We start from the raw sequence: 14,718 nt of genomic DNA on the forward strand, positions 1-14,718 counted from the left end.
TATATATTAAAAACAAAGCCTCGTTGTATATCTAAAGAATGATTGAAGATATACAACGAGGTTTTAATTTAAAATTCACTTTGTCTTGTCACTATTTATATTTATTAACCAGTGCTTTAGGTAAATGACAGTAATCATTTGGAAATCTTGATAATCTGTCTTGATGTATTTCTGCGCTTTTAACATAATTAGTTAATGGTAATACCTCTATGGCAATAAGGTGATGGTCTTCAATTGCATCTATGTATGCTTGTGCTTCTTTTAAATGTTTTTCATCTTCACTATATAATCCGGTTCTATATTTTAAACCAATATCTTGGCCTTGTTGGTTTACACTGTAAGGGTCAATAATTTCAAAAAGATACCCCATTAAATCAGTAACAGACACTTTTTCAGGATCAAAAGTTGTTTTAATGACTTCTACATAGCCGTCGTATGCTTCATCAAGCGTATGCGTAATACCATTTGCCCTACCACCTTCTGTTTGAACAACACCTGGTAATGTCTTAACGAATGCCTGAACACCCCAGAGACAGCCTCCTGCTAAATATACAGTTTCCATTCTATCCCCTCCTGATTTAATAACATTATTTAATAAAAGTATAGACACCACGAGCGTATGACGCAAATGCGCATATATTTATGATTTATTTTTTGTTAATAGGGAAAAATTATATTAGAGAATAAGGAGGTATTATATGCCTAAAGTTAAAGAAAGATTATTAGAAGATATTGAAGAAAAGCCTTCAAGAACCGACAGTGATTTTAATTCTGAAAAAGAAATGCAACAAAATGCTTTTGAACGATTAGGCAAAGATGTAGTGATTATAGAAACGCTTTCTATTATGAATATTGTCTTTGCAATCAGTACAATTAGTTTAGTAGTTGCACTTATCTTTACCAATAAAAATAAATAAATTTATATACATGCTCTTTTCATTGCCAATAACAAACTTGAAAAGAGCATGTTTTTTATTAATAATCTAATATTCTCCAAAATAATTTTTACAATATTTAGTTTTACAAAATTTTTAAATTGAATATTGTTCCTTTTTTGTTACAATATAGTGAGGAGAATTTCGTCCTTTTATAAAAGCATATAACAACTATACATTTATCATATCATTATAGATTGTAGCCGCACGATACTATTAAACTATTAATTTTATATAAAACTATTATAAACAGAAAAAAATTTAGAGGAGAATTGAATTATGGATTACAGAGTACTATTGTATTATAAATATACAAATATTGAAGACCCAGAAACATTTGCTACAGAACATTTAGATTTTTGTAAAGATTTAGAGCTTAAAGGACGTATCTTAGTATCAACTGAAGGTATTAATGGCACTGTTTCCGGAACAGTTGAAGCAACAGACAAATATATGAATGCATTACAATCAGATGAAAGATTCAAAGGAATTACTTTCAAAATTGATGAAGCAGAGGGGCACGCATTTAAAAAAATGCATGTTCGTCCTAGAAAAGAAATTGTGGCATTAGATTTAGAACAAGATGTTAATCCTAAAGAACTTACTGGTAATTATTTATCACCTAAAGAGTTTAAAGAAGCCTTATTTGACGATGACACAATTGTTATCGATGCGCGTAATGATTATGAATATGATTTAGGACATTTCCGCGGTGCGATTCGACCTAATATTACTCGCTTTAGAGATTTACCAGACTGGATTAAAGAAAATAAAGATCAATTTATGGACAAAAAAATCGTTACTTATTGTACTGGTGGCATTCGCTGCGAGAAATTCTCCGGTTATCTATTAAGAGAAGGTTTTGAAGACGTAAGCCAGCTTGAAGGTGGTATCGCCACTTATGGAAAAGATCCAGAAACAAAAGGTCAGTATTGGGACGGTAAAATGTATGTATTTGACGAACGTATTAGTGTAGACGTCAATCAAGTTGAAAAAACAGTTGTAGGTAAAGAATGGTTTGACGGTACACCTTGTGAACGTTACATCAATTGTTCAAACCCTGAATGTAACCGTCAAATTTTAGTATCTGAAGAAAATGAAGCACGTTATTTAGGTGCTTGTTGTCATGAATGTGCTGAACATGAAAGTAATCGCTATGTTAAAAAACATGACATTAGTGATGAAGAAAAGGCAAAACGCCTGGAAAATTTTAAACAACTTGTATAATTCAAGTATGCGCTGAAATTGAAATTATATGTAAATATTTTATGATTTTAATTTGTATCAAGCTAACTAAAAAATGGCAATTTCTAATTTTATTTAGAAATTGCCATTTTTCTTTTATTAGGTGCACAACTTGCCAGAATTACATGCACTAACTGTATTATTTCCCACATTATACAGTATTTTCACAGTGACCATTGTCATCTTTTTATCCCGCGTTTTATTTTAAAAATTAATATTAGAAGTACACTTTCCCTATAACAAACTAGAATATAAAAAATACCAGTCTCTTATTTATAAATGAAAGACTGGTATTTCCAAACTTTTGTAATTAATTAGCAATTATTTTCTTATCTATGCTTATTGTAATTTCATAAATCCATTTCCTAGGACATCTCGCACATCATGGATGACTAAAAAGGCATTTTCATCATGACGGTTTACAATCTTTTTAATTCTAGCTAACTGATTTTGAGGGACAACGACGTAAAGTACATTCGTTTCTTTTTGTTGATATCCTCCTACACCATTTAACAGTGTGGAACCACGCCCTGTTTCTTCATTAATTTGCTTACTAATGTTCGCGTTAAAATCTGAAATAATAGTAATTGCTTTTTTAGGATTAAATCCTTCTATGACAAATGACATACTTTTTTCAACGATAAATAGCATAACAATTGTATAAAGTACATTTTGAATAGGTAAAACGAGTAAGAAAGATAAAACAATCAATGAATCAAGAATAAATAATGCTTGTGATGTTTTAATTTCACTATATTTGTTTATGATTTTTGCAATAACTGAAGTACCACCCAATGTACTACGGGCAGATATAACAAAGCCTGTACCAATACCAATTAACACTCCTGAAAAAATAGTATTGATAAAATCTGACTCTAAATTCAAATTAAAAGATTCAGTAACACCTAAGAAAAATGAACTCGCAACCACAGTAATCAATGTATAAAGTGCAGTTGTTTTACTTAAATATTTCCACCCTACACCAATTAATATGATGTTAATAATAAGCGTCGTCAATGCCGGAGAAAGACCTAAAGTATATTTAAGATTTAAAGAAACACCAACTGTGCCACCTTCTCCTAAATTTGAAGCCAAAACGAATGAATTAACACCTATTGCAATTAAAAAAGTACCTATAAGACAAAAACAAATATTTTTTAGATGAATTTTATATACCATTGAACCCACACCTCTTTCTATAGATGAATTAAATTTTTGAACACCATTTCTTAACTATACTTCGTTCATTTTGCTTTCAACACAAAAAGAAACTTCTTAGCAATAGCTAAAAAGTTTCAGAATTACATTTTCAAACTATAATTTTTTTAATACAGAAGACATAATAATAAAAATACGTAAGTTTTTCAACGTAAGCGGGTTATGATTATTTATAGATAGATAATATTTACTTAAATTTATCAAAAGATACTTTATATTATGCCTTTATTCAATCATTACGCATGTTTCTTTAAAAAATAAAAATCCCCAGATTCTATAATAAGAACCTAGGGATGGATGATATAATATTTTAAAATTGAATATTACCTTATTATGCAGTAACCCATTGTGAAGCACCTGCAGATTCATATAAATCCATTGCTGCTTGGTCTTGAACTGATTCTGGTGCTTCAGTTGGAGATACACCTTTATATTCAGATGGTGCTACTGAATCCCAAGTACTTTGTAAGAATTGATATTTACCTGCTGCACCTGAAGATGGGTTAACAGCTTTAAGGTCGCCGCCAGATTCACGTTGCGCGATTTGTTTCAAGTGGTCATTCACATTTACAGATGAACCACTTGATGCTTCACTTGAACTATCTGTTGATTGTTGTGATGAAGCAGCTTCTTGTTGTGGTTGTTGTGTTTGCTCAGTTTGAGGCGCTTTTTCTTGTGCTGGTTGTTCTGATGAAGCTTGTTGTGTTTGACCTTGAGATTGTGGTGCTTGTTCTTGTTGCCCTGCATCATTTGTTGATTGTGCTGATGTTTCACCTGATCCGTTTGAACCTTCACCATAGCTCCATGACCAATTTGTGCCATCAGATTCAAAATTATAATTTGTGCCGTTTTGACTGAAATTATAATTATATGAACCATCATGTAATGCTTGTGCATTCAATTGTTGTGGATTATTTTGTGCTTGTTGCGCTAATTGTGCTTGATCAATACCTTGTTCAGATGCATCCGCTGAATTTCCTGCTGCGATTCCTGTTACGCCAAGTCCTACTGCTAATGTTGAAGCTAATACTGTTTTTTTCATTATTAATAAATCCTCCCAAAAGATTATACTTTTAAATTTATGTTTTAATTTGTGTTTTCGTTTTTTGCAAAATTACTTTTATCAAATTTGCTAGTTCCCACTGTAACATCCAAAAAGTACTTGTGGGTTACAGGGAAGTTAAAAAAACAGTTAGATTTTTTACGTCCTCATGACATAAAAGTTTATTATTACACTGTTCAAAAAACATTAGAATACTATCACCATCGTCTTAAGGCTCATTATTTTTTCTATTTTATTGTAATGAGGTTGTAATAAAAACACTTTTTATTCAAGTATTGTAATATTTAGTTCATCATTTAATAAGTTGACAATTTTTGTAAAATTTATTTTTTTAATTGTTTATTTAAATAGTTTTTTACTATCAATTTAATGCTTTCTATTAATTTTTCAAAAACATCTCTATTGCTTTTGAAAGTATATGTTTTTTCTCAATATAAAAAGGACTAATCCATGTTCTTCACGGATTAGTCCTTTAATTAAAGAATGAGCTTTATATCTCACACTTTCTATGCGTATATATTAATGTTTTAAAATTAAACTTTTAATAAATTAAGCAGTAACCCACTGTGAAGCACCTTCAGATTCATATAAATCCATTGCTGCTTGGTCTTGTACTGATTCTGGTGCTTCTGTTGGTGATTGACCTTTATACTCATCTGGTGCTACTGAATCCCAAGTGCTTTGTAAGAATTGGTATTTACCTGCTGCACCTGAAGATGGGTTAACAGCTTTAAGGTCGCCACCTGATTCACGTTGTGCAATTTGTTTCAAGTGATCGTTTACTTCTACTGATGAACCACTTGATGCTTCACTTGAGCTATCTGTTGATTGTTGTGATGAAGCTGATTCTTGTTGTGGTTGTTGTGTTTGCTCAGTTTGAGGTGCTTGTTCTTGTGCTGGTTGTTCTGATGAAGCTTGTTGTGGTTGTGCTTGTTCTTGTGTTTGTTGTTGAGTTTGTGGTGCTTGTTCTTGTTGTCCTGCATCACTTGTTGATTGTGCTGATGCATCATTTGATCCGTTTGAACCTTCACCATAACTCCATGACCAATATGTGCCATCAGATTCAAAGTTATAATTTAAATTATCTTGATTAAAGTTATAGTTATAAGCACCTTCGTGTATTGGCTCAGCATTCAATTGTTGTGGATTGTTTTGTGCTTGTTGCGCTAATTGTGCTTGATCGATACCTTGTTTAGACGCATCTGCTGAATTTCCTGCTGCGATTCCTGTTACGCCAAGTCCTACTGCTAATGTTGAAGCTAATACTGTTTTTTTCATTATTAATAAATCCTCCTAAGAGATTATACTTTTAAATATTTAAATTTGTGTTTTCTGTTTTGCAAAATTACTTTTATCAAATTTGCTAATCCCTACTGTAACATCTTAAAAAAGCTTGTGGGTTACAGTGAAGTTAAAAAATATCTAGAATTTTTACACCCCAATTACATTAAATACTTACTTCAATTCCATTCAAAAAACCAGCACATCAACCATGAAATATAATATTGCTTTTATAAATATGTAATACTTATGTAATTAGTGCGAAAATAATATTCACTTATATCATTATAAATGGTTATGTTTTATGGCTTTTAAATATAAGAAAGATTGAATTTATATCTAACCACTGATAATATATTAATTTGGTTTAATTTTAATAATTTCATTTTAATATTCATGAAAATCTATCAATACATAAAATGTTGGAGGAATTAAATGTTCGACAATATTCTTTATGAAGATAACCATTTATTAATGGTAGAGAAACCAACCAATGTTCCTGTACAAGAAGATAACTCAAGAGATCAGGACTTGTTGTCCATTTTAAAAAATTACATAAAAGTTCAATATAATAAACCGGGAAATGTATACCTTGGACTCGTGCATCGCCTTGATCGGCCTGTTGGAGGTACAATCGTTTTCGCTAAAACATCCAAAGCAGCCTCTAGGTTATCTAATGAACTTAGAAAACAAAAATTAAATAGAACATATCTAGCAATTACTCATGGTATACCTTCAAAAAAAGAAGGTGAACTTCGTGACTATTTATGGAAAGATAGAAATAAAAATATTGTTTATGCAGTTGATGCCAAGAAAAAAGATGCTAAAGAGGCAATTTTGAATTATAAAGTTATCAAAACAATTAACGATAAAACCTTGGTTCAAATCCAATTGAAAACAGGTCGTTCACATCAAATTAGAGTACAATTCGCAAATCAAAACCTACCATTATATGGTGATCAAAAATACGGCCAGAAATTTAATAAGCCCGGGCGACAAATTGCACTTTGGGCATCAAAACTCAGCGTCAAACATCCCACTAAAGATGAAATCATTTCTGTAACTTCGACTCCAAATAAAGGTATTTGGAATGATTTTATATAACTTACTTCTTAAATAACTGTAAATTTATCCAATATATTAAAAAAGCTATGAAAGAATCTCTACTAAAAGATTCCTTCATAGCTTTTATTAGTGTTTTACACTTATATTTTCAATTAAAATTATACTTCAGATTATGCAGTAACCCATTGTGAAGCGCCAACTTCATTATAAAGTTTTACAGCTGCAGCATCTTGTACTGATTCTGGTGCTTCTGTTGGAGATACACCTTTATATTCAGCTGGTGCTACTGAATCCCAAGTACTTTGTAAGAATTGATATTTACCTGCTGCACCTGATGATGGGTTAACAGCTTTTAAGTCGCCACCTGATTCACGTTGCGCGATTGCTTGTAAATGTGAATTAACGTTTACTGAAGAACCACTTGAAGCTTCATTTGAGCTTGATGATTGAGTTGAAGCTTTTGTAGTTGCTTCTTGTTGTGGTTGTTGTGTTTGTTCAGTTTGTGGTGCAGTTTGTTGAGCTGGTTGCTCAGTTTGTGTTTGTTGTGGTTGTTCAACAGTTGAAGCGTTAGCGCTTGAACCTTCACCATAACTCCAAGACCAAGTTTGTCCATTTGATTCAAAATTATAGTTTAAGCCATTGTAATTAAAGTTATAACTATATGAACCTTCTTGTACTGGTGCTGCATTTAATTGTTCTGGGTTAGATTGAGCTAAGTTTGCTAATTCTGCTTTATCTACACCTTGTTCTGCTGCGTCAGCTGAGTTACCTGCTGCGAATCCTGTTACACCTAATCCTACTGCTAATGTTGAAGCTAATACTGTTTTTTTCATTTTTGATTAAATCCTCCTACAAGTTTGTTTTTTATATTTTTAAGATTTATTTTTACTGTGATATTGAAACCAACTATTTTTTGTAAAATTCAATGCTGTTTCAACCAATTTCCAGTAAATACTATATCATCCCTAAAAACTTTGTAGGTTACAGCGAAATTAAAAAACCCCCGTACATTTTACATAATAATTACATAAAATTGAATGAAAATTAAAAGATATTTTGTAAAAAAACCTATTACTAAAGTGAATAAAGTACTTTTTAAACTTATTTTTTCTGTAACATAATTGTAATTAGTGTGACAATTATCCTAGTTAGTCAGTTTGCTATTGTATATATTTAAAAAACCGTTCAATGATTAATATTGAACGGTCTTACCATTATATTCATTATGATAATGCTATTTTAATATGTGCTAAATGATGTTCTTCGTGCCAAGCTAATTTAGCAACTTTAGTAGCAACAGATATTTCTCCGCTTCCTTTTAATGTAAATGTACGACTCAAATCACTTTCTGTTAAATGATTGCCAATAGCTAAAATACGTTCATTTATACCTTCTAACGTTTTGAGGGAACATTCTATAGGCAGTTGACTATCAGCAAGTTTTGCCCACTCATCTTGAATAAAAGGATCCACAACTGGATTCGTATCTGTTAGCGCCAATTTTAAGCGTTGAAACATATTTAATTGGGAGTCTGCTATATGATGAACGAGTTGTCGCACAGTCCAACTTTTGTCTCGATATTGCTTGTTTAACGCTTCATCATTTAAATGAGCTACAGTTTGTCTCAGTCTATATGCATACGACTCAATTTCGCTAAGCCATTTTTGGATATCGTCTAATGTTACTTTATTTGGCACTTCTAATTCACCAATTGGAAATCTAACATCCATATTAATCACCTTTTTTATTTATTAAATATTTAATAGCATTTTTAATTTTCCATTAGTACTGCTATTGCCTATTTATGACTATTTAAACTTTCATACTATTTATTCTAACAGCTAGGAATGAAGCTGCTCATATTCATAACAATATCATTCTCCCTAGTTATTACCATAAAACTTATAATATTAGTGAAGTGACAAATGCATAATTAGTAAATTTTTATGAACTTTCCTAAATTATAATGATACAACTTAATAAAATTTGTAATATTATTGTGAAGGATTTAACAAGGGAGTGGAAATTTATGAGTAAAATTTCATCTACTAAGTCTACATCTAATTTCAAGCCATTTTGGTTAATCACAAGTATGATTATTTTAATCGCTATTTTGTTATTGCCTACACCAGAAAGTTTACCGCTTATGGCTAAAAGTGCATTAGCAATATTGCTATTTGCAGTCATATTATGGGTTACTGAAGCAGTGACTTATCCAGTTTCCGCGGTCATGATTGTTGGACTCATTATTCTATTAATAGGTTTCAGTCCGGTGCAAAATTTATCTGAATCGCTAGGCTATCCTCAGTCAAATGGTGAAATATTGAAAGGAGATTCACTTTTCGGAACAGGTAATGCTTTAAAACTTGCATTTAGTGGATTTTCTACCAGTGCATTAGCTTTAGTTGCAGCTGCTCTTTTTTTAGCAACAGCTATGAAAATTACACAACTTCATAAAAGACTTGCACTAATTGTACTTTCCGTGGCAGGTAATAAGACAAATCGTATCGTGATTGGAACGATATTAGTAGCAATTTTTTTAGCATTTTTCGTTCCCTCTGCTACTGCACGAGCAGGTGCTGTTATTCCTATATTATTAGGAATGATAACAGCATTCGGCGTTGCTAAACAAAGTAAATTAGCTGGACTTTTAGTTATCACAGCTGTACAAGCAGTTTCTATTTGGAATATTGGTATTAAAACGGCAGCTGCACAAAACATTGTCGCAATTAACTTTATCAATGATCAGTTAAATACTGATATATCGTGGGGACAGTGGTTCTTATATGCTGGGCCATGGTCTATGTTAATGTCAATTGCGCTTTATTTTATCATGCTTAAAGTCATGCCCCCAGAAGAAAAAGAACTTTCAGGAGGCAAATCATTAATTCAGCAACAGTTAAAAGCTATGGGACCTATAACTTCTAAAGAATGGCGACTAATTGGCATATCTATCATTTTATTAATACTTTGGTCTACCGAAAAGATATTACATCCTATTGATTCATCTTCAATCATTTTATTAGCGTTGGCTATTATGTTAACTCCTAAAATTGGTGTCATGTCCTGGAAAGAAGCTGAAAGTCGTATACCTTGGGGAACAATTATTGTATTTGGCGTGGGCATATCTTTAGGAAATGTCCTATTAAAAACCACAGCCGCCCAATGGTTGAGTGATCAAACCTTTGGTATCATGGGTTTAAATCACTATCCCCTTTTAGTAACAATTGCATTAATTGCGCTATTCAATATTTTAATACACTTAGGTTTTGCAAGTGCAACAAGCTTAGCATCAGCGCTAATACCAGTATTTATTTCACTAACCACAACGTTAGACTTAGGAAATCAGTCTATTGGATTTGTACTCATACAGCAATTCGTTATCAGCTTTGGTTTCTTATTGCCCGTAAGCTCACCACAATCAATGTTGGCCTATGGCACAGAAACATTTACTGTTAAAGATTTTTTAAAAGCAGGTATACCTATAACCGTTATCGGCTATTTACTAATTATTTTATTTAGTGCTACTTATTGGCATTGGCTCGGATTAATTTAATGCAAAAAGTATTATTTTCTATAATAATCTCGACATTACTAACATTTTTGAGTGAATGAACCATTATAATGAATAACAGGCTGAGACAATTAATTTGTCACAGCCTGTTAATATTAATAAATGCTATATAAAATGATACAAACACTCTATTTTGTTAAAACGCGTTTTGATTAAGCCATTGACCCCCGTCCATTGTCATACAAGCACCATTAATGTAATTGGCTTCTTCCGAAAATAAAAACTTAGCTAATCCTGCAATTTCTTCTGGCTGGCCCATGCGACCTAATGGTACGCTATCCAATGTTTGTTGGCGTGCGTCTTCCGACAAACTAAGTTTTCCAGAGCCTCCTGTATTATCTATAGGGCCTGGAGCAATAGCATTTACGGCAATGCCATACTTTGAACCCCACTCTACAGCGAGCGTTCTTGTCATAGCCAACACACCCGCTTTTGCACTAGCAGAATGTACAACACCTGGCCCTGAACGCCAAGCATAAGTTGCTACCATATTGATAATACGTCCATGATGGCCTTGTTCAATCCATTTTTTCCCAACAGCCTGTGTGCAATGCCAAGTACCATTTAACACAATATCTACGACAGAATTCCAACCATTCGTCGTTAGTTCTTCTGCAGCACATATAAAGTTGCCAGCTGCGTTATTTACCAAACCATCTATCTTTCCAAAAGTATGAATGGCTTCATCCACTGTATATTGTACGCGTTCAACATCACGAACATCCATATCAATGCATAAAATTTGTCCTTCTCGCTGTTCGATTTCCTTTTTAGTTGCTTCTAAACGTTCTAACGATCTACCTGTTATAACGACATTCGCACCTTCTTCAGCAAATCGTTTCGCCATTGCTTTCCCCATACCACTACTTCCACCTGTAACCATTACCACTTTATCTTTCATTATAGCGTCTCCTTTACCCTTTAAATTCGTAAGCGCTTACATTTTATTGATAAGTATAACAAAGTTTCCCCGATTTTTCTTATAAAATGATAAAGACCTATGATGGATAAACATCATTTTATATCTATGTTTCATATGAAACATTTTACTTATTTAATAAGTGGATTGATAAAAACAAGTTCATAAACACAATTAAGACCCTAATTTTTATTTCTAACCCTTTTATATTTGATTAAGATATATATAATTGAAATTGATAGAAACTTTAATGTAATATTACTATGTAATAGTTTTTATTATTTACTTTAATGATTTATACTTGAAATATAGGGTAAATTATTATAAGTATGCTCACATATTCCAAATAGGAATGTGTTATATGATTAATATGTATTTTTACATGTGAGAATCGCGTAATATAATAGTAAATAAAGACATAAGATGAGTGACAAAGTATGACAATTTGTTACTGATGTTATTAAGAATGAAAGGTGAGGAACTATGGCTAAAACTGAGTCAAAAGACGTCATTCTTATTGGCGCCGGTGTATTAAGTACTACTTTTGGTTCTATGCTTAATGAGCTTGAACCAAATTGGAACATTAAACTATACGAACGTTTAGATCGTCCTGGTGACGAAAGCTCAAACGAACGTCATAACGCAGGTACAGGACATGCTGCACTTTGTGAATTGAACTATACGGTTCAACAACCTGATGGTTCAATTGATATTGAAAAAGCAAAAGAGATTAATGAAGAATTTGAAATCTCTAAACAATTCTGGGGCTATTTAGTTAAAAATAACTATATCGAAAACCCTAGAGAATTCATTCATCCATTACCACACATTAGTTTTGTAAGAGGTAAAAATAACGTTAAATTTTTAAAAGACCGTTATGAAAAAATGAAAAACTTCCCTATGTTCGATAACATCGAATATACTGAAGACATTGAAGAAATGAGAAAATGGATTCCATTAATGATGCAAGGTCATAGCGCAAGCGACATTATGGCTGCCAGCAAAATTAATGAAGGTACTGACGTAAACTTTGGTGAATTAACTCGTAAAATGGCGAGAAACCTTGAAAAAAATCCAAAAGTAGAAGTTCAATACCATCACGAAGTACTTGATTTCAATCGTCGTAACGATGGTAAATGGGAAGTTCAAATCCGTAACGCAAATACTGGTGAAACACAAACTCAGTTAGCTGATTATGTATTTATCGGCGCTGGTGGTGCTGCTATCCCATTACTACAAAAAACAGGTATCCCTGAAAGTAAAAACTTAGGTGGATTCCCTATCACAGGTCAATTCTTAACATGTACAAATCCAAATGTGATTGAAGAACATGGTGCCAAAGTGTATGGTAAAGAACCACCAGGCACACCACCAATGACTGTGCCACATTTAGACACACGTTTCATTAATGGCCAAAAAACATTATTATTTGGACCGTTCGCAAGTATTGGTCCTAAATTCTTAAAATATGGTTCAAACTTAGATTTATTTAAATCTGTTAAACCAAGTAACATCACAACATTATTAGCAGCGGCAGCGAAAAACTTACCGCTACTTAAATATTCATTTGACCAAATTTTAATGACAAAAGAAGGTTGTATGAACCACTTACGTACTTTCTATCCAGAAGCACGCGATGAAGATTGGCAATTATATACTGCTGGTAAACGTGTTCAAGTGATTAAAGATACTGAAGAATATGGTAAAGGCTTCATCCAATTCGGAACAGAAGTTGTAAACTCTGAAGATCATTCTGTAATTGCATTACTTGGTGAATCACCAGGAGCATCAACATCTGTATCTGTTGCATTAGAAGTATTAGAGAAAAACTTCTCTGAATATAAAAATGATTGGGAACCTAAGATCAAAAAAATGATTCCTTCATATGGTAAATCATTAATTGAAGATGTTGATTTAATGAGAAAAACACGTCAACAAACTTCAAAAGATCTTGAATTAAATTATTACGAATAAATTTTTGATTGCTTAAGTGTAAAATTAAAGTGAACTGAGATTAAGATAGTGTTAAACACTTATTTATGAACCTACAATAATAGTTTATTTTCAAAACACATCTTTCAAGATGTGTTTTGAAAAATTTTATCATTACTAAATGTTTATTGGTTCTTTAATCTTTGTTTCATTGGTATTTTTTAGAAATACTTTGTTATCATTGATTCACTTAAAGGAGCGAAATGTATGAAAAAATTATTAATTGTTGTGGCTGTAGGCGCATTAGCATTTGCAGGTCTTAAACGTTACCAACAACATGTAAACAAAGCACCAAATATTGAATATTAATAAATTATGTAAGCCAACAAAGGTATAACTTACCTATGTTGGCTTTTTTATTATTGTTATATAAAAATACGATTATAAATGTTTTTAAATATGGTGCATTCTTACAGGATGAGTTTGATTATACCGTTTAGGAGATTAGATAAATGATTGTAGTTAGATTAGATCGAATATTAGCCGATAGAAAAAAGAAACTCAGTGATTTAGCAAATGAAATTGATATTACTGTAGCAAATTTATCGAATTTGAAAACAGGCAAAGCAAAAGCAATACGTTTTTCAACATTAGATGCCATATGTAAAGCGCTCGATTGTCAGCCTGCAGACATTATAGAATACACAGAGTCTGAGGAGTAAACCAAAATTTATTTAAATTGACAAGTCATCTTATATTGATCATAGTTAAACCCTTGGCTTAATCCCACATAGCAGTCAGACTCCCGTTTGTATTAGTTCAGACTAACCGGGCGTCTAAGATTATATTGAAACAGAAAACAGGAGTGGAACTTACTTATTACTTGTTCCACCCCTGTTTTTTAATATGTTTTAATATTTAATCCTCTATAGCGATTGAGTGCACCACAGAATTCTTGTTTTCTCGGCAATGCTAAATTACCAGGATGTCCTTGGTGCGGCGAAATGATATCTAACCCCTTTTCACTAATCAAATCAAAAATTTTATCAGCTGCTTGAGATATCGTATCTTGTTCATTCAACAAATTACTTTGATAATAATCTATCATAGTTGCTATGCAATTTGTTTGGCTGGCATCAACAAGTTGTTCTAATCCTGAAATATTGATTCCTTCTTTACCATATAAAATCGTATGCATACCTTTTACTTTAAAACGCCGTTCTTTACCTTTATTTGAAAAACTAGATTTCAGTGGTATTCTTTGCGAAGTTTGTCCGAATTGGCATAGTGACGCTTCATCTTTTGAACGACTATCTTCGCTAGCAATTGCTTTAGCTTTACGAGTAACGTCTTTTAATACATATTCATCCATCATTAATACTTGATCAGCCACATCGAAGTAATCACCAGAGCCTCCTACAATTAGAATTGTTGAAACATGATAATCATGGTATAGAGATTTTACGGTTCTGTTGCAAAGTTGAAT

General features: G+C 32.2%; 15 protein-coding genes. 7 read left to right on the top strand and 8 right to left on the bottom strand.

What is annotated here, in order from left to right:
- Positions 1–91: 91 nt before the first annotated feature.
- Positions 92–562: a peptide-methionine (S)-S-oxide reductase gene (locus KA867_RS04600; protein ID WP_210137158.1), complete on the bottom strand. Its 471-nt coding sequence runs from the start codon at positions 560–562 to the stop codon at positions 92–94.
- A 136-nt stretch (positions 563–698) separates the two neighbouring features.
- Here KA867_RS04600 and KA867_RS04605 point away from each other — a divergent pair, with 136 nt between their 5' ends.
- Both KA867_RS04605 and trhO read left to right on the top strand, forming a co-directional pair.
- Positions 699–917: a hypothetical protein gene (locus KA867_RS04605; protein WP_040030347.1), complete on the top strand. Its 219-nt coding sequence runs from the start codon at positions 699–701 to the stop codon at positions 915–917.
- Positions 918–1,214: 297 nt separating this feature from the next.
- Positions 1,215–2,162 (top strand): oxygen-dependent tRNA uridine(34) hydroxylase TrhO, encoded by a 948-nt coding sequence (trhO, locus tag KA867_RS04610; RefSeq protein WP_210137159.1) that lies wholly within the window; start codon positions 1,215–1,217, stop codon positions 2,160–2,162.
- Positions 2,163–2,519: 357 nt separating this feature from the next.
- On the opposite strand, the gene KA867_RS04615 is transcribed toward trhO, so the two are convergent.
- The 3 genes from KA867_RS04615 to KA867_RS04625 all read right to left on the bottom strand — a co-directional run bounded on the left by KA867_RS04615 (position 2,520) and on the right by KA867_RS04625 (position 5,739).
- Complete coding sequence (locus KA867_RS04615) at positions 2,520–3,359, bottom strand: YitT family protein (RefSeq protein WP_210137160.1); 840 nt, start codon at positions 3,357–3,359, stop codon at positions 2,520–2,522.
- Between the two features lie 370 nt (positions 3,360–3,729).
- On the bottom strand, positions 3,730–4,440 hold the full coding sequence (locus KA867_RS04620; protein ID WP_210137161.1) for a transglycosylase family protein: 711 nt from the start codon (positions 4,438–4,440) through the stop codon (positions 3,730–3,732).
- A 570-nt stretch (positions 4,441–5,010) separates the two neighbouring features.
- A complete protein-coding gene (locus tag KA867_RS04625; RefSeq protein WP_210137162.1) occupies positions 5,011–5,739 on the bottom strand; it encodes a transglycosylase family protein in 729 nt (242 codons plus the stop codon).
- Between the two features lie 438 nt (positions 5,740–6,177).
- Here KA867_RS04625 and KA867_RS04630 point away from each other — a divergent pair, with 438 nt between their 5' ends.
- Positions 6,178–6,846: an RluA family pseudouridine synthase gene (locus tag KA867_RS04630; RefSeq protein WP_210137163.1), complete on the top strand. Its 669-nt coding sequence runs from the start codon at positions 6,178–6,180 to the stop codon at positions 6,844–6,846.
- 131 nt (positions 6,847–6,977) lie between these two features.
- Here the strand turns inward: KA867_RS04630 and KA867_RS04635 are convergent, their stop codons facing one another.
- Both KA867_RS04635 and KA867_RS04640 read right to left on the bottom strand, forming a co-directional pair.
- Positions 6,978–7,640, bottom strand: coding sequence for a transglycosylase family protein (locus KA867_RS04635; protein WP_119535476.1), 663 nt, complete (start codon positions 7,638–7,640; stop codon positions 6,978–6,980).
- Between the two features lie 390 nt (positions 7,641–8,030).
- The gene (locus KA867_RS04640) at positions 8,031–8,537 is read right to left on the bottom strand and encodes a YfiT family bacillithiol transferase (RefSeq protein WP_210137164.1); all 507 of its coding nucleotides are present in this window, start codon (positions 8,535–8,537) and stop codon (positions 8,031–8,033) included.
- Between the two features lie 299 nt (positions 8,538–8,836).
- Here KA867_RS04640 and KA867_RS04645 point away from each other — a divergent pair, with 299 nt between their 5' ends.
- Positions 8,837–10,363, top strand: a complete 1,527-nt coding sequence (locus KA867_RS04645) for an SLC13 family permease (protein WP_210137165.1) — start codon at positions 8,837–8,839, stop codon at positions 10,361–10,363.
- A 154-nt stretch (positions 10,364–10,517) separates the two neighbouring features.
- On the opposite strand, the gene fadH is transcribed toward KA867_RS04645, so the two are convergent.
- Entirely contained in the window at positions 10,518–11,282 is a 765-nt protein-coding gene (fadH, locus tag KA867_RS04650) for a 2,4-dienoyl-CoA reductase (RefSeq protein WP_210137166.1), read from the bottom strand.
- A 501-nt stretch (positions 11,283–11,783) separates the two neighbouring features.
- On the opposite strand from fadH, the gene lqo reads away from it, so the two are divergent.
- The 3 genes from lqo (at position 11,784) to KA867_RS04665 (ending at position 13,954) form a co-directional block, all read left to right on the top strand.
- Complete coding sequence (gene lqo, locus KA867_RS04655) at positions 11,784–13,274, top strand: L-lactate dehydrogenase (quinone) (protein ID WP_119535479.1); 1,491 nt, start codon at positions 11,784–11,786, stop codon at positions 13,272–13,274.
- A 225-nt stretch (positions 13,275–13,499) separates the two neighbouring features.
- A complete protein-coding gene (locus tag KA867_RS04660) occupies positions 13,500–13,601 on the top strand; it encodes an SE2200 family small protein (RefSeq protein WP_019469251.1) in 102 nt (33 codons plus the stop codon).
- A gap of 143 nt (positions 13,602–13,744) precedes the next feature.
- The gene (locus tag KA867_RS04665) at positions 13,745–13,954 is read left to right on the top strand and encodes a helix-turn-helix domain-containing protein (protein WP_210137167.1); all 210 of its coding nucleotides are present in this window, start codon (positions 13,745–13,747) and stop codon (positions 13,952–13,954) included.
- Positions 13,955–14,133: 179 nt separating this feature from the next.
- On the opposite strand, the gene KA867_RS04670 is transcribed toward KA867_RS04665, so the two are convergent.
- Positions 14,134–14,718: ABC-ATPase domain-containing protein (locus KA867_RS04670; protein ID WP_245355910.1), on the bottom strand; the 585-nt coding region annotated here is incomplete at its 5' end.

The organism is Staphylococcus sp. GDH8C109P, from assembly GCF_017893405.1.
GTDB lineage: Bacteria > Bacillota > Bacilli > Staphylococcales > Staphylococcaceae > Staphylococcus > Staphylococcus cohnii.